Origin of the sequence: Caldalkalibacillus thermarum (assembly GCF_014644735.1) — a bacterium.
Classification (GTDB): Bacteria; Bacillota; Bacilli; order Caldalkalibacillales; family Caldalkalibacillaceae; genus Caldalkalibacillus; species Caldalkalibacillus thermarum.
Window position 1 is genome coordinate 21,792 of sequence record NZ_BMKZ01000013.1, and the last position, 19,736, is coordinate 41,527.

The window sequence follows — 19,736 nt, forward strand, 5'->3', positions numbered from 1 at the left end:
ATCGTTCAAAAAAGTTGTATGAGGGAAACATTTTTATATTGACTAAACTTTTGCTTCGTACTAAGCTAAATAGTATAGGAGAATTTCTTGCTCATGTTATGTAGCAGTCCTTTGTAGAGATGCATATGCTGCTATAGCCCTTCGCAACAGCGATTTTTCTTTTATAGTTCAAAGTTGCCCTAGGGCAATTTTATTGAGGAAAGACAAAAATCCGCGTATTTAGAAGCAGATAAACGTATCTACAAGCAGATAAATCCTGAGAGAATAGGGGAATGCCTTATGCCTGACAGAGTGATAGAAGTAAGGAATTTAAGCGTGGCCTACCATGACCAAATCGTTTTGGAACAGATCTCTTTTGTGGTAAACAGCCATACCTTGGTGGGAATTATTGGCCCAAATGGCGCGGGTAAATCCACCCTGATCAAAGCCATTATGGGCTTGGTTCCCACCCTTTCAGGGGAAGTCAGGGTGTTTAACCAACCGGTTTCCAAAGTGCGCAAACAAATTGCTTATGTTCCCCAGCGGAATGTGCTTGACCAGGACTTTCCCGTCCTGGTGGAAGACGTCGTCTTAATGGGGCGCTATCCCCACTTGAGATGGTGGCAGCGCCCCACAGCTAAAGACCGAGAGATCGCCAAGCAGTGCCTGAAACAGGTCGGCATGCTTGATTTCTCTAAACGCCAGATTGGAGAACTTTCCGGCGGCCAGCAGCAGCGGGTCTTTTTAGCCCGGGCCTTAGCCCAGGAAGCAGACCTGTTTTTCCTTGATGAACCGTTTGCCGGAATCGATATGACCAGTGAACAGATTATCATCAATTTGCTTCGCAAGTTGCGTGATCAGGGAAAAACCTTGTTCGTTGTCCACCATGACTTGAGCAAGGTAGAAGAATACTTTGACCAGATTGCGTTGTTAAACAGGCAACTGGTCGGTTACGGCAACAAAGAGGATGTGTTTCAAGCTGACTTAATCAGCAAAGCCTATAACGGAAAAATCGCTTTTGTGGGTGACCGGGGCGGAACATTGGTGGTGAGCGGATAATGGCTAATCTGTCTTATTTTTTGTCAGCCGTGGGCCAATACACGTACTTGCAACACGCGCTCCTGGCAGGGATTTTAGTCGGAATCATCTGTGGAGTGGTGGGCTGTTTCATTATTTTGCGGGGCATGGCCCTGATGGGCGATGCGATATCCCATGCCGTGTTACCCGGTGTCGTCGTCGCCTATATGCTAGGGGCCAGCTACTTTATCGGTGCCCTGATCACCGGTGTGCTGACGGCCTTGGCTATCGGTTATATCTCTCAAAACAGCCGCATTAAAGAAGATTCCTCGATTGGGATCATGTTTACGGCGGCCTTTGCGCTCGGGGTTGTCCTCATTACGTTAAACAGGGGAACAGGGGTGGATTTATGGCACATCTTATTTGGCAATGTGCTGGCCGTTTCCCGTGCTGATTTATGGCTCACCGTGATCATTGGCCTTGTGGTGCTTGGCGGGATTGCACTCTTTTACCGCCCCTTGTTGCTCAGCACCTTCGATCCCACCATGGCCAAAGCGCTTGGCTATCCCACCAAGCTCATCCATTATTTGCTGATGTTTTCCCTGGCCTTGGTGACTGTTGCCGCCTTAAAAAGCGTCGGTATTATTCTTGTCGTGGCCATGTTGATCACTCCCGGCTCCACCGCCTATCTGTTAACAGACCGCTTGCCAGTCATGCTGTTCCTCTCAGCTGTTTTTGGCGTGATCTCTGCTGTCGTTGGGGTCTATTACTCCTTTATCTACGATGTAGCCACAGGTGCTTCTATTGTGTTGGTGGCCTCAATTCTGTTTGGGCTGGCTTTCTGCTTTTCTCCCAAACAGGGGTTGCTGATGCGCCGCTACAGGCGGTGGAAAGTTAAGAAACAGAACATGGCAAACCAGCTTTAGTTTGCTCAACCGGCTGAGCCAGCCCGCCTTCACCATTATGGCCTTCACCATTTTTGCCAAGTATGTTGTTCTGTGTTTGAAATTTTGATCCATATTTTATATTTTTTTGTAAAATTTATAACACAGGGAGGAGAAACCATGCCGATAAAACAAAGAACATCCCTCTTGGTCCTGGGGTTGATCCTGATGTTCAGCGCCGCCTTGACCGGCTGCGCCGGGGACAATGAAGCAACACCACAGCCCGAAGAGCCCCAAACTGAACAAGGAGACGGGGCACGCGCTGATGGAGAAGGACTGTATATTGCCACCAGCTTTTCTGTTTTGGCCGATATCGTCCAGAACATTATCGGGGATAGGGGACAGGTGGAGTATGTGGTCCCTATTGGAGAAGAGCCCCATGAATATGAGCCCGTGCCTGGTGACTTTAGAATCATTAGTGATGCCGATGTCTTTTACGTCAATGGCCTCGATTTGGAGGAATGGCTGGAAAAAATCGTTTCCAACGTGAGTGAAACAGAGATTGTGCCTGTCTCCGCAGGTGTGACACCCATTCCCCTGGTGGGCAGTGAGGAGGAGACAGATCCCCATGCCTGGCTGAACCCCCGCCACGTGATCACTTATGTGAAAAACATTACCGAAGACTTGATTGCCCGTGACCCGCAGGGAGAGGCCTTGTACCGGCAAAATGCCGAACAGTACATCGCCCAGCTGGAAGAGCTGGATGCCTGGATTGAGGAGCAAATGAGCCAAATCCCTGAAAAACACCGGGTCATTGTGCTCAGCGAAAATGCTTTCAAATATTTCGGAGAACGTTACGGATTTGAAACAGAAGGCATTTGGGAGATTAATTCCCACGAAGAAGGAACACCCCAGCAAATTGCCCGGGTGGTTGAGCTGATCTCAGCCAGGGAGATTCCCGCCGTCTTTGTGGAAACCACAGTGGACCAACGCTACATGAACCGTGTGGCTGAAGAAGCAGGCGTCAGGATTGCGGGTGAAATCTACACCGATGCCGTGGGGCCTGAAGGAAGCGGTGCCGAGACATATATTGAGATGATGAAACATAACGTCAATGTCTTTGTGGAAGGATTAACCCCTTAACGGGCTGGTTTTGACAGAAAAATGTACAATAAAAAGAAAAGCGCTCTTTTCTGCGGAAAAGGGCGCTTTTTTGTAATCTGAGCATCACAACCATCCTGGCCGACAAGAAATTTATTGTTTCTAATCAAATCTCTTTATTCTTTAACAGTTCAGCAAGGCTATGCTCAAAATAGGGCTTAACCAATTCATACACGGCACGGGCGTAGGCTTGAAACTCCGCTTGGGCATCGTGAGCCAGACGCTGGTTCAACATGTGGGCCACGCTTTGCAGACTGGCTGTCCAATACCATGGGGTGTACATGCCATAAGCGGATGGAAGTAACAACCGGGCTTGCTCCGGAGCAATCCCCGCCTCCAACGCCCATTCGTAGTCTTTTAAGCCCTCCTCCAGCTGTCTCTTCAAACGTTGTGTGGCTTCCCGGCCAATGGCGCGGTCCACCGGCTCCCCGGACCCTTGCTTGGAATGGTCCGGTTTGCTCCGCCAGGCATTCTCGTCCGGGATATACCATTCCGGCTCCATGGTGATATACCGTCTGGATGCCTCATTCCAGGCATCCATGACATGATCAGAACCGACAACATATTTCCACCACTGCCGGGCGATCATCAACGGGGCGTAAATTTCAAAGGAAAGCATGGCATGGCGAAAGGGAGAGGTGTGCCCCTCCCTGGCTAAAAATTTAATTAAACGGATATCTTTGTCTGACAACTGCTTAGATTCTTTGGCATAGGAAACACGTGCAGCATTGACGACACGGAGATCATCTCCCATGACGTCGACCAGGCGGACATAACCTTTATCCAAAACATCAATTTTTTCCAGTTTACGTTCTGTTTTGGTACCCAACGCTATCCTCTCCTTAACCTTCACGGATGGTGACATACAGTGCTTTGATCAGATCAATCTCTATATCATTCTTATAATGGCGTCTTTCCCTTTCATTCCCGCTTTGATCCCCAGTTTTTCAGCTGCTTTGGTCACCGATTCCAAAGGGGCTTCCAGCAATTGCTCAATATTGCGCACTCCCACAGCCCTGCCGGCAATAATTTCCCTGTCAGCCAGCTTTTCATTTAACAACTGGATATCCAATGCCCCGCACATGATATACCCTTTGCTAGTGGAGACCACCAGCAAATTGGTTTTAGGCAGCTTCACCTCGATGGCTAACACCTGATGGCCTTCCACTGTAATAGGTGTCAACGACATCATGATTGATCACCTCTTCTCCCCAACTCTTCTTTATTTAAACTATGACCCGGACGGTCAAAAGGTGAAGGAGAAGAGAAGATCGGTAACTTGACGAGTGCCTGGCCTTTCCCGTTTGTTACTTAACCAAGCTTTAGTGTATTTTATGATTTTCATCCACCGGACGGTGTTGTCCCAATCCTTCCCGGGCCATTTTTTCCTTAAGCTGGCCAATCAAATACTGTCCCACCATTTGAAACACTTCCTCGTCACTCATCTCTGCAATCAGTTTCATCAAATCTTCCCGGGTATGTTCCTGGAGCGTGTAAAGAATGAGAGCTACGGCATCTTCTTCATCCCCGACTAATTTATCCTTATAAAATTCATATAAATCATCGATAAATTTCATTTGTTACGCCTCCTTCTTGTTTGTGGTTTGCTTAATCCAACGTTGCTTAGCAGCACGCTCCAATTTCCCTTGCTTTAATCGGGCGGCCAGTAAATCCCTTAGAAATTCAGGGAGAAAGTAGTCAATCTCATTTTTCTCATAAATCTCGGGAAAGATGCCCCCAAACGTAAACATATCCACAGTGGCCACAGGATAAGTTTCGTGCAAATCGATGGGGCCGTTGGCTGTAAAAATATTGGTGATGACAGCATCCCCGCTCTCCGCTGGGCTATACTCCACCGAGAGCCCGTTTAAAGCCAGCATGCCCAGCCTTTCACCCCGGAAACCAAACCCTTTGATTTCCAGTGATTGCAAATCATGTTCCAGAGAACGGTCCAAAATCGACCAAATTTCCTCCCCTCTCAGGTGCAAGCGGCAGGCATTGATCGGATGGGGGCAAATCCGGTGAATATCCCGGAGCCTGACAACCCCTTGGGGTAAATGATCAAGAATTAACCCCGTGTTAACCATGGCAATCGGCGTTTGACACCAGTCACTCACCGCCTCAGCCAACAGGTTTCCCAGCATGGTTTCCTCATGCCAACTGATGGGAAGCGTCTTGTCGAGAACGGTAAGCGGATGGGCCAAATGGTGTTCAGCCTGCTTTTCCCATTTTTCCAAGAGCTGTACGCTCTCTGGATCCGCTTCTTCCTCCTGCACAGCTTCAGCCCGCGGGTAACAGGCAAACTGCCCGTAAGCATGATCATGGTAAACCTGGACACAACCGACGTACTGGCCAAATTTGCCTACCTGATGGATCCAGGTCTGGCCAACTTTTTGCCCATGGGGTAAGAAATGATGGGTGTGGGCGCCCAAAATCAGATCAATCCCCTGCACCTGTTTGGCCAGTTTTTGATCCCTCGGCAACCCCAAATGGGAAAGTACAAGAATAAAATCCACTTCTTGTTTCAGCTTCCGCACACATTGGGCCACTGCTTCAACCGGATCACCAATCCGCCAGCCCAATTGTTCATAAAAGCGGGTAAAATTGACCGTTGTCCCAATGATCCCCACCTTAAACCGGCCGAGGGTTTTCACATCATATGGCATGCACCAGGAGGGACGTTTCCCGTCAGCTTCAAACAGGTTGTTGATCAAAACTTTAAATTGAGCATCGCGGTATAAAGCAGATAATTGCTGATAATCAAAGGTAATGCCTTCGTTATTGCCAATGGTGGCATAATCATAGTCCAACTGGTTTAATAAGGCAACATTGACTTGCCCCTCGGTTCCCTCGGTAATAAAGTGGGCCCGGTCCACATGATCGCCAATATCAACTAAAAGATACGGCTCCCCGTTAAGCCGCCGCCGGCCTGTAAGCTGTTTGATTTTTGCTGCCACTTTAGGCCAATTTTCAAAATGGCTATGCACATCATGGGTGAAAATCACTTCAAAAGCAAAGGTGACGATCCCCGTTCCCTCCTTATCCCACAATCCCTTGCCAGATCATGCGCAAGCCAATGATGACCAGCATGAGCCTGAGCAAAAGCTCAATGCCTTTGGCTTTCATTTTAGTGGAGATATAGGCTCCCAAGCGCCCGCCAATCCAAGCACCAGGCGCCAGGCCCAGCACCAGCCACCAATCGATATGGCCGAAATAATAATGGGTGGCACTGCCCAGAATGGATGACAGGAATATGATGAACATTGACGTGGCTGCAGCCACCTGCACAGGAAAATGAAAGAGAAGAATCATGGCCGGAACAAAGAGAGAGCCTCCGCCAATGCCAAACAAACCGGACAACATACCTACTAAAAAGGCAATGGCCAAGCCCAATCCCCGGTGATAACCATAAGCATACTCTTCACCGCTCTGTGGATCATGATAACGCTTCGTTACGCCCCAGGAAATATCCTTCTTGCTTAACTTTCCCTTAACCGCCAGCAACAATGCCATTAAGATCATGAACAAACCGAAAGACAAGTTAAAATGCTTTATTTCCATGAAGCGATTAATATAGGCGCCAACCATGGCCCCTGGACCGCTGGCCAAGAAAAACAACAGGGCACAGCCGACATCTACTTTTTTCTGCTTAAGATAAGATAAAGTGGATGATAACGCCGTAACCGTCACCACAACAAGAGAAGTTCCCACTGCCATCTGCGGGCTGACTTGCATATCTGGATAAATAATACAGAGATAGATCAAGGCCGGAACAATAAATACACCCCCGCCCAGGCCGACTAAACTGCCAATGGTTCCGGCCACAAGTCCAACAATCATGAGCAACATAAACAGTCCAAACAAAAAAATCACTCCGCTTGTGCTATTAAATTGTATGTCTTACACCATATCTTTACCCCTATTATAGCAAAACAATCAACTGCCGTGCTGCAACTTTGCCTCCAAACTTTCTGGCTAATAGAGTAACGGATCGTATCACAAAGGAGGTCAGAGTAATGAAAAAAATGGTTGCTATTTCTGTTTAAGCTTTGCCTTGTTAGCCGGCTGCGGCGTACAGGACACGGGCCTTACAAGCGAGCAACCAGCTGGAGATCTGCGGGTGCCCCCGGGTGTCCGCTCAGGATTCAACAACCCCCTTTCCTCATAATAGCGGATGGTACGGGTGGAAATATCAAATTCTTGAGCTAACTGGGATATGGAGTAAGTTTCCTGCTTCTTCATCAGCTATAATCACCTGTTAATAAAAAAGCGTGCCCGAGAAACTCAGACACGCAAGTGTAACAGGGAACTGTTGATCGGTAAGGCTTAACCAATACTGCCTTCCATTTCAAACTTGATCAGGCGGTTCATTTCAACAGCATATTCCATGGGCAGTTCTTTGGTGAACGGCTCGATAAAGCCCATGACGATCATTTCTGTCGCTTCTTCTTCGGACAAGCCACGGCTCATCAGGTAGAAGAGTTGCTCTTCAGATACTTTAGAGACACTGGCTTCGTGTTCTAATGTGACGTTATTGTTTAAGATCTCATTGTATGGAATGGTATCTGAAGTGGACTCATTGTCCATAATCAAGGTGTCACATTCGATATTAGCCTTGGCTCCGTCCGCCTTGCGGCCGAAGTGAACAAGGCCGCGGTAGGTCACTTTACCGCCCTGTTTGCTGATTGATTTAGAAACAATGGTGGACGTAGTCTCCGGTGCCAGGTGAATCATCTTGGCTCCTGCATCCTGGTGCTGTCCTTTACCGGCAATGGCAATGGACAAGACACTGCCCCGGGCACCGCGCCCTTTCATGACCACAGCCGGATATTTCATCGTCAAGCGGCTGCCAATGTTGCCGTCCACCCATTCCATAACCGCATTTTCTTCAGCCACGGCACGCTTAGTCACCAGGTTGTAGATATTGGGTGCCCAGTTCTGGATCGTGGTGTAACGGCAACGGGCATTTTTCTTGACAATGATCTCCACCACAGCACTGTGCAGGGAGTTGGTGCCATAGATCGGCGCTGTACAACCTTCCACATAATGAACAAAGCTGTCCTCATCGGCAATAATCAGAGTGCGCTCAAACTGCCCCATATTTTCAGTGTTAATGCGGAAGTATGCCTGTAGCGGTGTTTCACATTTTACCCCTTTGGGGACATAGATGAAACTGCCGCCGGACCAAACGGCGCTGTTCAGGGCCGCAAATTTGTTGTCTGTCGGGGGAACAACCGTCGCCCAGTATTTTTTGAACAGTTCCTCATGCTCCTTCAGGGCCGTATCGGTATCCATAAAGATAACGCCCTGTTTTTCCAGTTCTTCTTTCATGTTGTGGTAAACCACTTCTGACTCATACTGGGCAGATACACCGGCCAGAAACTTTTGTTCCGCTTCAGGAATTCCCAATTTATCGAAAGTGCGCTTGATTTCCTCCGGCACTTCATCCCAAGACTTAGATTGTCTTTCAGAGGGTTTAACGTAGTAAACAATTTCGTTAAAATCCAGTTCTGACAGGTCTCCACCCCACATGGGCATCGGTTTTTGGTAAAAGATTTCCAGGGCCTTGAGACGGAAATCGAGCATCCATTGGGGCTCGCCCTTCATTCTGGAAATCTCTTTGACCACTTCCGGTGTCAGCCCACGGTTGGCCTTATAAACGGAGACGTCTTTAGTAACAAAGCCGTATTTGTATTCACCGATCTCCGGCATTTTTTTGGCCATTGGTTATACCTCCTTTTTGAGGATTATACTTATTATAACATACGATCAGGATCACCGATTATTTTTCTTGCTCTTCGCTGATCCCTTTCTCCATGGCTTTCCAAGCCAAAGTGGCACACTTGATGCGGGCTGGAAATTTAGATACGCCTTGCAGAGCTTCAAGGTCACCCAAATCAAACGTTTCATCATCATAATCCTTGCCTTGCATCATGTCTGAAAAGATGGCGGACAACTTCAGCGCATCATCCACGGTCTTGCCCTTAATCACTTCGGTCATCATGGAAGCCGAAGCCAGGGAGATGGAGCATCCTTCTCCCACAAACTTGGCTTCTTCAATTTTTCCGTTCTTGACAATCATTTGCAGCTGAACCCGGTCTCCGCAAGTGGGATTATTCATCCTGACCGTTAAAGCACCGTCTTCAATCTCCCCGCGATTGCGGGGGTTCTTATAATGATCCATAATCACTTGCCGATACAACTGATCCAGTTGAACAGGGTATTTATTCTCCAACGACATAACCGAAATACTCCTTTGTTTTCACTAGACCATCAACCAGTTTGTCAATCTCTTCCTTAGTATTATATAGATAAAAACTGGCTCTCGCTGTGGCCGTCACATTCAGCCATCTCATCAAAGGCTGGGCGCAGTGGTGGCCAGCACGCACTGCAATCCCGTACGAATCGAGCACCGTCGCCACATCGTGGGGATGAACGTCAGCCAGATTAAAGGTGACCAGTCCGCCCCGTTCTTTGGGTCCGTAGATAGTTAATCCTTCAATCTCCTGCAACCGTTCCATGGCATAGGCTGTCAGTTCATGTTCGTGTTTGGTGATGTTGTCCAACCCAACATCTTCCAAAAAGTCTATGGCTGCACCCAAGCCAATAGCACCGGCAATTATCGGGGTTCCGCCTTCAAATTTGTGTGGCAACTCTTTCCAGGTGGATTCATATAATTCAACAGTATCAATCATTTCCCCGCCATATTCCACCGGCTCCATCTCTTCTAAGAGCTTTTTGCGTCCATACAGCACACCAATACCGGTTGGACCACACATTTTGTGTCCTGAAAAGGCGAAGAAATCGACATCCAGATCCTGCACATCAATCTTCATATGGGGGGTGCTTTGTGCACCGTCAACCACCATCACCGCTCCGTTAGCATGCGCCAGTTGGGCCAGTTCCTTAATGGGATTAATGGTTCCCAAAACATTGGAAACGTGGGTGCAAGACACCACTTTAGTATTGGGTGTAATTTTTTGCCGCGCGTCGTCCATATTGAGGGTGCCATCTTCATTTAAATCAATATATTTCAAGGTGGCCCCGGTTGCTTTGGCCGCCTGTTGCCAAGGGATCAGGTTGCTATGGTGCTCCATCGGGGTGATGACGATTTCATCCCCTTCCCGGCAAACCTGGCGGGCGTAGCCGGTAGCGACCAGATTGAGGGCAGTGGTGGTGCCGCGGGTAAAAATAATTTCTTGGGTACTTTTGGCATTGATAAAACGGCGTACTTTCTCCCGGGCACCTTCATAGCCTTCTGTGGCATAATTGCCTAAGGTGTGCACCCCGCGATGCACATTGGAGTTATACAGCCGGTAGTACTTTTCCAGCGCTTCTATAACGGGCAGCGGTTTATGGGATGTGGCGGCGTTGTCCAGATAGACAAGGGGATGCCCATTAATTTCCTGATTTAAAATGGGAAATTGGGCTCTGATCTCTTGGATGTTCATTATTTAACTTTCCTTTCTATTACTTCAATTAACCGTTTTTTCATACCTTCTAACGGTATTTTTTCCACAACCGGGTTTAGGAATCCAAGGATGATCAGCCGCTCTGCTTCCGTTTGGGGAATTCCACGGGACATGAGGTAATACAATTGCATTTTGTCCACTTGTCCCACAGAAGCGGCGTGCCCGGCTGTGACATCGTCTTCATCAATCAACAGGATCGGATTGGCATCCCCCCGGGCTTTGTCGCTTAACATCAGCACCCGTTCCGTTTGCTCCCCGTTCGCTTTGGCAGCGCCTTTTTCAATCTTGCTGATGCCGTTGAAGATGGCCCGGGCTGCATCTTTCATCACTGCATGGCCTAGGATCTGCCCGTCGCTGGATCTTCCGTAGTGGATCATCTTTTGCACGAAGTTTTGAGATTGCTCGCCGCGGCCGATGACTACAGATTTGCTGTCACCGGTCGATCCATCCCCTTTCAGGATAGTCAGGTTATCTGAAACGGTGTTGCCGTCATGCATTTGCCCCAGTGCCCAATCAATATGTCCGTCCCGGTCAACCGTTGCCCGGCGGTAAACATAGTTGGTGACATCTTTGCCCAGATTGTCGACGGCAGCAAAAGTCACCTTGGCTCCGGGACCAACGAACACTTCAGCAACATAATTGTTAACAGCCTTGCCCTGTTCGGCACCGATCATATTTTCCACGTAAGTCACTTTACTGTTATCCTCAGCAACGATCAAAATGTGCGGGATCATCCCCACATGGCCATTTTCTTGCCAGAAGACACTTTGCAACGGCACGTTGACTTCAACATTTTTGGGAACGTAAAGAAAAATCCCGCTGTTAATCAATGCCGTATGAATGGCGGTCAGTTTATGTTCATCGATTTCAACCAGTTTGGCCAGGTAGCGCTGGATGAGGTCCCCGTGCTGCTTGACTGCGGTTTGAAGATCAGTGAAGATCACACCCTTATTTTTCAAATCCTCACTGAGGGCTTGAAATACGGGTCTACCGTTTTTATGAATTACCACATTCCCTGCGCCCTGCTCATCCCCAATGACCCGTTTCACCTCATGGGGCAGCTCTTCCACGCTGCTGATGGGAGATTCTTCCACATGATGGGTGAAGTTCAGCAGATTCCAGTCGGTAATGTTAGTTTTTTCAGGTTTGGGCAGTTCCAGCTTATCGCTCAGTTCAAAACCGCGCAGGCGCAGGTTCAGCAGCCATTCCGGTTCACCCTGTTGCCTGGAGTAACCGGTAATATAGTCCCGCGTCAGACTCGTTTTTGTCTCTACCGTCATTCTGTACCCTCCTTAATAGCCCCTTATGCGTGTTGACCCACTGTCTCATCTTTGATGCCCAGTTCTTCCTTGATCCAGTCGTAACCTTTTTCTTCAAGCTCCAGGGCCAGTTCAGGTCCACCTGATTTCACAATGCGGCCTTGCATCATCACATGGACAAAATCGGGCTTAATGTAGTTGAGCAGACGCTGATAGTGGGTAATGATCAGGAAACCGCGCTCCTCGCTTCTCATGCTGTTAACCCCGTTGGCCACCACTTTCAAAGCGTCAATGTCCAATCCAGAGTCAATTTCATCCAGGATGCAGATGCGAGGCTCAAGCATCATCATTTGCAAAATTTCGTTGCGTTTTTTCTCCCCGCCTGAAAAACCTTCGTTGAGATAACGATGAGCAAAAGATTCATCTATGTCCAGCACTTTCATTTTTTCTTCCAGCTGACGGATAAACTTCATCAGGGAGATTTCGTTTCCTTCGCCACGCTTGGCATTAATAGCTGAGCGGAGAAAATCAGCTGTGGTCACACCGCTGATTTCACTTGGATATTGCATGGCCAAGAACAAGCCGGCACGGGCTCTTTCATCCACATCCATCTCCAACACATTTTGACCATCCAGTTCCACAGAACCCCCAGTCACTTCATAATGGGGATGGCCCATAATGGCAGACGCCAAGGTGCTCTTTCCTGTTCCGTTAGGCCCCATGATGGCATGAATTTCGCCACCCTTCACTTCCAAAGAGAAGCCTTTTAAAATTTCATTTCCTTCCACAGCCACTCTCAGGTTTTCTATTTTTAAATGTGGTGCTGACATAGCGAATACCCTCCTATGTTTAATTATCAAATTTTCCTTATCCCCGTCAGATGCCTGGGTTTTCAGCTGGGTTTTCAATTGATTATCAACTTCAATATTACATCTTACAGTATATCATATGTTATAATCAAGAAAAGGGACAAGTAGTGAACCGAATCTTACTAAATTAAAATGATTATCATTTAGTATTAGTTTTATTTTAACATAAAGCGTCTTGCTCGCAAACCATTTTTCTAAATGTAAACGGTTTCGTTTGTCCGATACCCTGCTGGTGGCAGAGTAGCGCCTCTAAAGATCTATCCCGTTAGAAAATTAATGAGGGGACTCCTATCGAGTCCCCACTTACCTGGCTCATTATTTTCTCTTTCTCATCATGTCATACGGCCGGACAGGCTGGTCCACTTTCATTTTCACCGTCATCATCGGGTGCGGGGCGCGGTCCAATGGTTCATCCTCTTCATCCCACATGGCCGTCACTTTCTGTTTAAAGCGCACAAAGTTGGGGCCAAAAAACTCCACTTCATCGCCTACGCCAAAATTGTTGCGCTGTTGCAGCGTGGCAATCTGAGTATCCGGATTATAATCCAGCACCAGGGCGGCAAAGTCATACTTGGGAATCTTCTCCGGCTTACCGAACAATTGGTCCTTTTCTGTCGGAGTACCAAAATAGAAGGCAGTCGTGAGCGAACGTTGCGCCGCTTTCCAGATCTCATCCACCCATTCTTCTTTCAGACGGAAGTTCTCCGGATCCTCACAGTACTCGTCGATGATCTGGCGGTACACATTGCACACCGTAGCAATATAGTGGATACTTTTCATCCGGCCTTCAATCTTCAAGCTGTCCACCCCGGCATCAATGAGGAGAGGCACATGTTCGACCATGCTCAAGTCTTTGGAACTCATGGTGAACGGATCGCCATCCACACTGATCCGCTTCTCGCCATACAATTCATAAGGCCAGCGGCAAGACTGGGCGCACCCTCCCCGGTTGGCGTCCCGGGCTGTCATATGATTGGACAAGACGCAGCGGCCGGAATAGGAGATGCACATCGCCCCATGAATAAAGGCTTCAATTTCAATATCCACGTTGCGTTTGATCTCTTTGATCTCTTCCAGCGACACCTCCCGGGCCAGAACCACACGGGGAATCCCTTCCTGGGCCCAGAATTGGACCGCTTTCCAGTTGGTAATGGAAGCTTGCGTACTGATATGCATCTCCAAATCTGGAGCTGCGTCACGCCCCAGTTCAATCAGAGCCGGATCAGCGACAATACAGGCGTCCACGCCGATCTCCTGCAACTTTTTAAAATAGTCTCTAACGCCAGCCAAATCTTCATTATGGGCAATAATGTTGGCTGCCACATACACTTTAGCCCCGTAGCGGGAAGCAAAATCCACACCTTTGGCCATGTCTTCAAAGGTGAAATTACCGGCTTTGGCTCTGAGCCCGTACTGCTGGCCGCCAATATAGACGGCATCAGCCCCGTATCTCACAGCAAACTGCAACTTTTCCAAATTCCCGGCTGGAGCCAATAGTTCAGGCTTCTTCAAGGGGGCTTTGGCCTGCCCGTTGACGCGTGGGTCCACTTCCGTTTTGATCGCCATACGATCCACTCCTTTCTTGCTTTGGAAGACGTAGTGCCCTTTCCTGTTTTAATAGATTTGTTCTTTAAAGTAAAAGCCTGTGCCTAAACGCCGCTCGGGAGGCTGAATGCGTTTGATCTCGTCCAGCCAGCCGCCTACCTCGGCTTGAAAAGCATCGGCATCCTGCAGATACAGATCAATCGCCTGACGGTAAATGCGGGTGACTTGCTCCAGGTATTCCGTCGTCTTATACATCCCTTCTATTTTGAGACTGTCAATCTGACCGTCAATAAAGGCGGGCAGATGCTCCAACATACAAATATCCTCATTGCTCATGATGTGGGTACCATTGATGTCTTCAAACACGGGATAGTGGGTTTCTTCTTCTTTCTTCTCCTTTAGATACAAGTTCGCTTCTGGGGAAGTGGAAACATGTTCTTCACCAATATGGTTCAAATAGTTTTGCACCAGTTTGCGCGCTGAATGGAAGATGCAAGTCATGCCGTGGATCTGGGCCTGTATCTCAATATCGACCCGCCTTTTAGTCTCCAGTACGTTTTCCAACGATAATTCCCGGGCCACGATAGCTCTGGACGCCCCTTTTTTGGCCCAGTAGCGGACAGTTTCATAATTGGTGGAAGTGGTTTCTGTATTCCAGTGCAGGGGCAATTTTGAACCGATCTCCCACACGGTCATCAAGACAGCCGGATCCCCAAACACAATAGCATCCACGCCGGCTTGTTCCAAACTCTGAAGATAATCTGGCAATGTTTTTAGACGGTCATTATGAAACAAGGCATTGACAGCCACATACACCTTTGCTTGCCGGTCATGGGCCAGCCGCACGGCCTCCTCAATTTGAGGCAGTTCAAAATCCCCTGCTACTCGCAAGCCATAGTATTGGTGGCCAATGTAAATCGCATCGGCACCGGCATCAATCAGCCTTTCCGCTTCAGCGACACTTTTGGCCGTTACCAGCAATTCAGGTTTGTTCATCATACAGCTTCACCTCTAATGTACACATTATACTATATTAAATAGAAAAAAGGTAAGGATCCCAAGACGATCACTTTAGTTAATTTTGGTTAGAGCGCCATAAGAAAACGGCAGCGGAACATGCTGCCGTTTATTTAGTCTCGTTCACTTTTTTCAACTGTTCATCCCGGCTAGATGTCCTTAGAAGGCCGGCAAGACATTGCCCTCATAGCGCTCCTCAATAAATTGACGCACTTCTTCGGAGTTGAGGGCTTCAGCCAGTTTTTGAATCAATGGATCATTTTCCCTTTCTTTAACTGTGGCCAATACATTGACATACGGGTTATCTTCCGGGCTTTCCAAGATTAAAGCATCCTGAGCCGGGGTCAGCCCCACTTGCAAGGCGTAGTTGGTATTAATAATGGCCAGATCTGCATCTTCATAGGCTTGGGCCACTGTGGCGGCTTCCATGCCGACAAATTCAAAATTGTGCGGATTCTCCACAATATCCCGAACGGTGCCATAGAAGCCCACATCATCTGCCAGTTTAATCAAGCCATGGGATTCCAGGAGCTTGAGCACCCGCCCCACTTCGGAGACAGCATCAGGATGGAGAATTTTGGCTCCTTCAGGTAATTCTTCAATGCTGTCATAGTGAGCAGAATAACCGCCCATTGGTTCAATATGCACGCCAGTGACAACCACCAGATCATAGCCATGCTGTTCATTTTGGCTCTCCAGATAAGGAATATGCTGGAAGAAGTTAGCATCCAAGTCTCCTTCAGCCAAAAATTGGTTCGGTAACACATAATCGCTAAACACTTCAACTTGCAACTCAATGCCTTCTTCAGCCAACAGCGGCTTGACCACTTCATTCAGGATTTCAGCATGAGGCACCTGGGTTGCGCCAACAACCAGTTTACCCCCTTCAACTGTACCCTCTTCCTGTCCCTCTTCCTGAGTGGTCTCTTCCTGTGTCTCCTCAGGTGCAGCCTCATCATTTTGTTCCCCTGCCTGACCGCAGGCAGCCAAACCCAAGGCCAGAACAAATACTAAAGAGAGTAAAACTAGTTTTCTCATCTTTTTACACCCCTTTTGAACCGTTTTAATGTATGGTGATGTATGATCAACCTTATCGTTTGTCAATGGCTTTAACGATAAGGTCGCCCACCATTTGAAACAACTGCACAATGATAATGATGGCAACCGTCGCGATCAAGGTAACATCCTGATAATTCATCTGAAAGCCCATGCGGTAAGCATAATAACCTAAGCCGCCGGCACCGACCACCCCGGCCATTGCCGTATAGCCGATCAAGGCAATACCGGTGACAGTCAAACCGGACACCAGGGCCGGTTTGGCTTCCGGAAGCAGCACTTTAAAAATGATCTGCCTGTTGCTGGCTCCCATTGCCTGTGCCGCTTCCACCACCCCTTTGGGGATTTCCCGGAAAGCAATTTCTACTAAACGCGCATAAAACGGTGCTGCGCCTACTATGAGCGCCGGAATGGCAGCGCTCATGCCGTAACCTACCCCGAATATCAAGCGCACATAGGGGATCAGTAAAATAATCAGGATGATAAAAGGAATAGAGCGAAAAATGTTGACAATAGTCCCTGTCACACTATAAAACAATCGGTTTTCCCAAGGATTGCCCCGGGCTGTCATATACAACAAAACCCCCAGAGGAATACCCAAGAGAGCGGTAAAAAACAGGGAGACAACCGTCATATACAGTGTTTCGTAGGTGGCCGCCCACAACTCTTCCAGATAAACGTTGGGGAAGAGCGCCTCCCAGATTTCCATCATGATGCTAGCACCTCCACTCCCACCCCAAGAGACTTAAGGTGGCCGATAGCCCGTTTAATTTCAGCCTCTTCTCCGGTGACCTGAATAAGCAGGGTACCATAGGAGGATTCTTTTAAGCGGCTGATTTTACCCTGTAAAATATTAACTTCGATGTCAAACTGGCGGATCAATTGGCTGATCACCGGTTTGCCAGCCACCTCGCCCATAAACCGGCACTCCACAACCCAGCCCTGATCCACTTGCCAGTCTGCTGCACCAGACAAAATCTCATCCGATTTTGTCACCTGCTGGACAAACCGCTTAGTGATCTCCTGCTGGGGCTGGTGGAAGATGTCTGTCACATCCCCTACTTCAACGACCCGGCCCCCTTCCATCACCGCCACCCGGTCACAAATTTTGCGGATCACATGCATTTCATGGGTGATCAGCACGATGGTCAGACCTAAGCGGCGATTGATCTCTTTTAAGAGATCCAGAATGGAGTCCGTTGTCTTGGGATCCAAAGCGGATGTGGCTTCATCACACAGTAAAACGTGCGGGTCATTAGCCAACGCACGGGCAATGCCCACGCGCTGCTTTTGTCCGCCGCTCAGCTGAGACGGGTATTGATCTTCTTTGCCGTCCAATTCAACCAGCCTGATCAGCTCCTGGGCCCTCTGTTCCCTTTTGGCTTTAGGCACGCCTGCAATTTCCAAAGGAAACATGATATTCTCTTTTACAGTGCGGGACCAGAGCAGGTTAAAGTGTTGAAAAATCATGCCTATTTTTTGCCGTTTCTGGCGCAAGGCTTTAGTCGACAAGGCACTTAAATCTGTGCCATCCAGAATGACTTTACCCTCCGTCGGGGTTTCTAATAAATTAATCATGCGGATCAAGGTGCTCTTACCTGCCCCGCTATAGCCAATCACACCAAAAATCTCGCCTTTTTTAATGGACAGCGAAACGTGATCTACCGCTGTAATTTCTTGTTTATTTGACTTAAACCGCTTAACCACATTTTGTATGTCAATCATTGTTTCACCTGCTTTCCACCCTGGTAAAAGGGCAGAGGAATCAAATAAACAAAAAAATCCTTTCTGAGATGCAGAAAGGATGTCGCTGGTCACTTCATCCTCTCATCTCTCGAAGACTTTTACATCTTCGCAGGAATTGGCACCTTTCCAGACTCTGTCTGGCGGTTGCCGGGTTTCATCGGGCCAGTCCCTCCACCTCTCTGGATAAGAGCGATGTTTTGCTCCTTTTCTGTTTTGACCAGGGGTTGGAATCTCAGCAACAACTTCTGATAAAGTACTATATCACCGTCCACCACACTTGTAAATAGCAACAGCAAAAGATTATATTTTCATAATATTTTCAGAGCTGAGTAAAAATAAAAGAACCTCCTGTGCCGGAACGGGATTCCTTAACAGGAGGCTCTTGCGGTTTCAGTTTTTCCTTTGGTTGTCCCGGCCTCTCCAGCTTATTGTCTTGGCTTTCGGTATTAATATTGTTCCTGTCTGTGGTGTATCTGTCATTATTTTGATTCAGTGGCTTTCTCTCTATTAACCTGTCATCTGGCTTTTCTGACCTATGCAGTTTTACAGGAGATTTAACTGGCCGGGAGTCATTATTTTCTTGCACATGGGCAGGCTGTTTATTCTTTTTATTGGAAACATGAGCAGAAACAACCGGCCCCTGCCCCTGGAAGGACAGCGTATCCTCCTCTTCCGTCTCTTCTTGGCTGTCAGGGGCGTGTTGCTCAACGGCATGTTGCTCAGCATTGTTAGTATTAGTAGGCAAGGTTTCGGATTGAACGGAATGATTTTGACGCTTGTTGGGACCGTTATCATGAGAAGATGGTTGATCCGTATGTCTGTTTATTGCTTCGTTTGGGTCAAACGGGGATAATGGACGGGATAATACCGGATCAAGTCCTCCTAATTCCCTTGCCAACTCAGAAACAGAACGTTCCTTTATTTCCTCCAAGTCAAGATTTAGTCCCTGTTCCAAGGCATGCAGATAGATGAGATATTTACCAGGGGATACGCCAGCCTGCTTTGCTTCATGGAGAATCGTTTGATCCGTGTTAACCTGATGGAAAATAATGTAGTGATCAGGTTGTGATGATTGAGTACTGCTTTTATGATTGGCTGAAATTTCTACTGGCTCATCCTGTTCTCCACTGCTCATTGCTCTAAAACCTAAAAAAAAGTTTTCAGATTGAATCAATTGGGCCTCTGCTTCTTGCAAGGCCATGACAATATACGGATCATAATCCCGAATGTCCCGGTCTCCTACAGCTGAGGTGGTGACCAGCACATCGGTCACATCTTGTAAATAGCCTTGATCCTGAGCTGTGATCAACATATTGGCAATGACATTTTGGAGAGAACGATGTGACCAGTCATCCATATACTCAACCAGCCGCTGGCCATCTGCGTTAAGCCCTTTCAAGGACAGCACTTCCATGGACTTATTGACACTCATTTCCACGCTGGGATTCAGATCAAGATGCACATAAGCAACAGCCGTATGGTCTGGTCCCAGGACCATATAGGCCATTAACATAGCAACTAGAAGAAAACATGAGGCCACCAAAGCGATGGTTGGAATGTGGAAAAACCTCTTCTTTTGCACACCAACCTGTTGATAAACCGGCAAATCAATTTCATCTCCAATTTGAAGCTGATCATCCTTACACTTGCGCACAGCGTGGAAAGAGCCGTCCTTGGCCAGCACAATCGCTTCATTTTCTTTCACTTCAAGAACAATCCCTTTGGACACCC

General features: G+C 47.9%; 19 protein-coding genes, 1 pseudogene and 1 riboswitch. Of the genes and pseudogenes, 3 read left to right on the forward strand and 17 right to left on the reverse strand.

All coding sequences use genetic code 11. The features are described 5' to 3' along the window. Positions 1 to 279 precede the first annotated feature (279 nt). The 3 genes from IEW48_RS06910 to IEW48_RS06920 all read left to right on the forward strand — a co-directional run bounded on the left by IEW48_RS06910 (position 280) and on the right by IEW48_RS06920 (position 3,023). Positions 280 to 1,038 carry a metal ABC transporter ATP-binding protein gene (locus IEW48_RS06910; RefSeq protein ID WP_188623147.1) on the forward strand — a complete coding sequence of 253 codons (759 nt, stop codon included), beginning with the start codon at positions 280 to 282 and terminating at the stop codon, positions 1,036 to 1,038. Beyond that, complete coding sequence (locus tag IEW48_RS06915; protein WP_188623148.1) at positions 1,038 to 1,922, forward strand: metal ABC transporter permease; 885 nt, start codon at positions 1,038 to 1,040, stop codon at positions 1,920 to 1,922. The genes IEW48_RS06910 and IEW48_RS06915 overlap by 1 nt, the downstream gene beginning before the upstream one ends. Before the next feature lie 138 nt (positions 1,923 to 2,060). Then, positions 2,061 to 3,023 (forward strand): metal ABC transporter substrate-binding protein, encoded by a 963-nt coding sequence (locus tag IEW48_RS06920; protein ID WP_188623149.1) that lies wholly within the window; start codon positions 2,061 to 2,063, stop codon positions 3,021 to 3,023. 124 nt (positions 3,024 to 3,147) lie between these two features. Here the strand turns inward: IEW48_RS06920 and thyX are convergent, their stop codons facing one another. The 17 genes and pseudogenes from thyX to IEW48_RS07005 form a co-directional block, all read right to left on the reverse strand. Beyond that, positions 3,148 to 3,870, reverse strand: a complete 723-nt coding sequence (gene thyX, locus IEW48_RS06925) for an FAD-dependent thymidylate synthase (protein ID WP_007504922.1) — start codon at positions 3,868 to 3,870, stop codon at positions 3,148 to 3,150. A gap of 60 nt (positions 3,871 to 3,930) precedes the next feature. Next, positions 3,931 to 4,233, reverse strand: a complete 303-nt coding sequence (locus IEW48_RS06930) for a YunC family protein (protein ID WP_188623150.1) — start codon at positions 4,231 to 4,233, stop codon at positions 3,931 to 3,933. A 130-nt stretch (positions 4,234 to 4,363) separates the two neighbouring features. Further along, positions 4,364 to 4,618: a DUF6154 family protein gene (locus IEW48_RS06935; RefSeq protein ID WP_188623151.1), complete on the reverse strand. Its 255-nt coding sequence runs from the start codon at positions 4,616 to 4,618 to the stop codon at positions 4,364 to 4,366. Between the two features lie 3 nt (positions 4,619 to 4,621). Next, positions 4,622 to 6,091, reverse strand: a complete 1,470-nt coding sequence (locus IEW48_RS06940; protein WP_188623152.1) for a bifunctional metallophosphatase/5'-nucleotidase — start codon at positions 6,089 to 6,091, stop codon at positions 4,622 to 4,624. Continuing rightward, complete coding sequence (locus IEW48_RS06945) at positions 6,081 to 6,890, reverse strand: sulfite exporter TauE/SafE family protein (RefSeq protein ID WP_188623188.1); 810 nt, start codon at positions 6,888 to 6,890, stop codon at positions 6,081 to 6,083. The genes IEW48_RS06940 and IEW48_RS06945 overlap by 11 nt, the downstream gene beginning before the upstream one ends. A gap of 267 nt (positions 6,891 to 7,157) precedes the next feature. Continuing rightward, a pseudogene (locus IEW48_RS17635) lies at positions 7,158 to 7,283 on the reverse strand (MerR family DNA-binding transcriptional regulator); the annotation flags it as partial. An 84-nt stretch (positions 7,284 to 7,367) separates the two neighbouring features. After that, a complete protein-coding gene (gene sufB, locus IEW48_RS06955; RefSeq protein ID WP_188623153.1) occupies positions 7,368 to 8,765 on the reverse strand; it encodes a Fe-S cluster assembly protein SufB in 1,398 nt (465 codons plus the stop codon). Positions 8,766 to 8,823: 58 nt separating this feature from the next. After that, positions 8,824 to 9,282, reverse strand: coding sequence for a Fe-S cluster assembly sulfur transfer protein SufU (sufU, locus tag IEW48_RS06960; RefSeq protein WP_188623154.1), 459 nt, complete (start codon positions 9,280 to 9,282; stop codon positions 8,824 to 8,826). After that, positions 9,266 to 10,492 (reverse strand): cysteine desulfurase, encoded by a 1,227-nt coding sequence (locus IEW48_RS06965; RefSeq protein WP_188623155.1) that lies wholly within the window; start codon positions 10,490 to 10,492, stop codon positions 9,266 to 9,268. Before IEW48_RS06965 ends, sufU begins: the two co-directional genes overlap by 17 nt. Beyond that, complete coding sequence (gene sufD, locus IEW48_RS06970; protein ID WP_188623156.1) at positions 10,492 to 11,793, reverse strand: Fe-S cluster assembly protein SufD; 1,302 nt, start codon at positions 11,791 to 11,793, stop codon at positions 10,492 to 10,494. The genes IEW48_RS06965 and sufD overlap by 1 nt, the downstream gene beginning before the upstream one ends. Positions 11,794 to 11,816: 23 nt before the next feature. After that, positions 11,817 to 12,602 (reverse strand): Fe-S cluster assembly ATPase SufC, encoded by a 786-nt coding sequence (sufC, locus tag IEW48_RS06975; protein WP_007504898.1) that lies wholly within the window; start codon positions 12,600 to 12,602, stop codon positions 11,817 to 11,819. Between the two features lie 354 nt (positions 12,603 to 12,956). Further along, on the reverse strand, positions 12,957 to 14,207 hold the full coding sequence (locus tag IEW48_RS06980) for a peptidase U32 family protein (RefSeq protein WP_188623157.1): 1,251 nt from the start codon (positions 14,205 to 14,207) through the stop codon (positions 12,957 to 12,959). 48 nt (positions 14,208 to 14,255) lie between these two features. After that, the gene (locus IEW48_RS06985; RefSeq protein WP_308747464.1) at positions 14,256 to 15,185 is read right to left on the reverse strand and encodes a peptidase U32 family protein; all 930 of its coding nucleotides are present in this window, start codon (positions 15,183 to 15,185) and stop codon (positions 14,256 to 14,258) included. A 177-nt stretch (positions 15,186 to 15,362) separates the two neighbouring features. Then, the gene (locus tag IEW48_RS06990) at positions 15,363 to 16,241 is read right to left on the reverse strand and encodes a MetQ/NlpA family ABC transporter substrate-binding protein (RefSeq protein ID WP_007504893.1); all 879 of its coding nucleotides are present in this window, start codon (positions 16,239 to 16,241) and stop codon (positions 15,363 to 15,365) included. A 52-nt stretch (positions 16,242 to 16,293) separates the two neighbouring features. Further along, positions 16,294 to 16,971 (reverse strand): methionine ABC transporter permease, encoded by a 678-nt coding sequence (locus tag IEW48_RS06995; RefSeq protein WP_276529774.1) that lies wholly within the window; start codon positions 16,969 to 16,971, stop codon positions 16,294 to 16,296. Then, complete coding sequence (locus tag IEW48_RS07000; RefSeq protein WP_188623159.1) at positions 16,968 to 17,984, reverse strand: methionine ABC transporter ATP-binding protein; 1,017 nt, start codon at positions 17,982 to 17,984, stop codon at positions 16,968 to 16,970. The genes IEW48_RS06995 and IEW48_RS07000 overlap by 4 nt, the downstream gene beginning before the upstream one ends. A gap of 99 nt (positions 17,985 to 18,083) precedes the next feature. Next, positions 18,084 to 18,195: riboswitch (SAM riboswitch) on the reverse strand. Between the two features lie 129 nt (positions 18,196 to 18,324). After that, on the reverse strand, positions 18,325 to 19,734 hold the full coding sequence (locus tag IEW48_RS07005) for an anti-sigma factor domain-containing protein (protein WP_188623160.1): 1,410 nt from the start codon (positions 19,732 to 19,734) through the stop codon (positions 18,325 to 18,327). Positions 19,735 to 19,736: the final 2 nt, after the last annotated feature.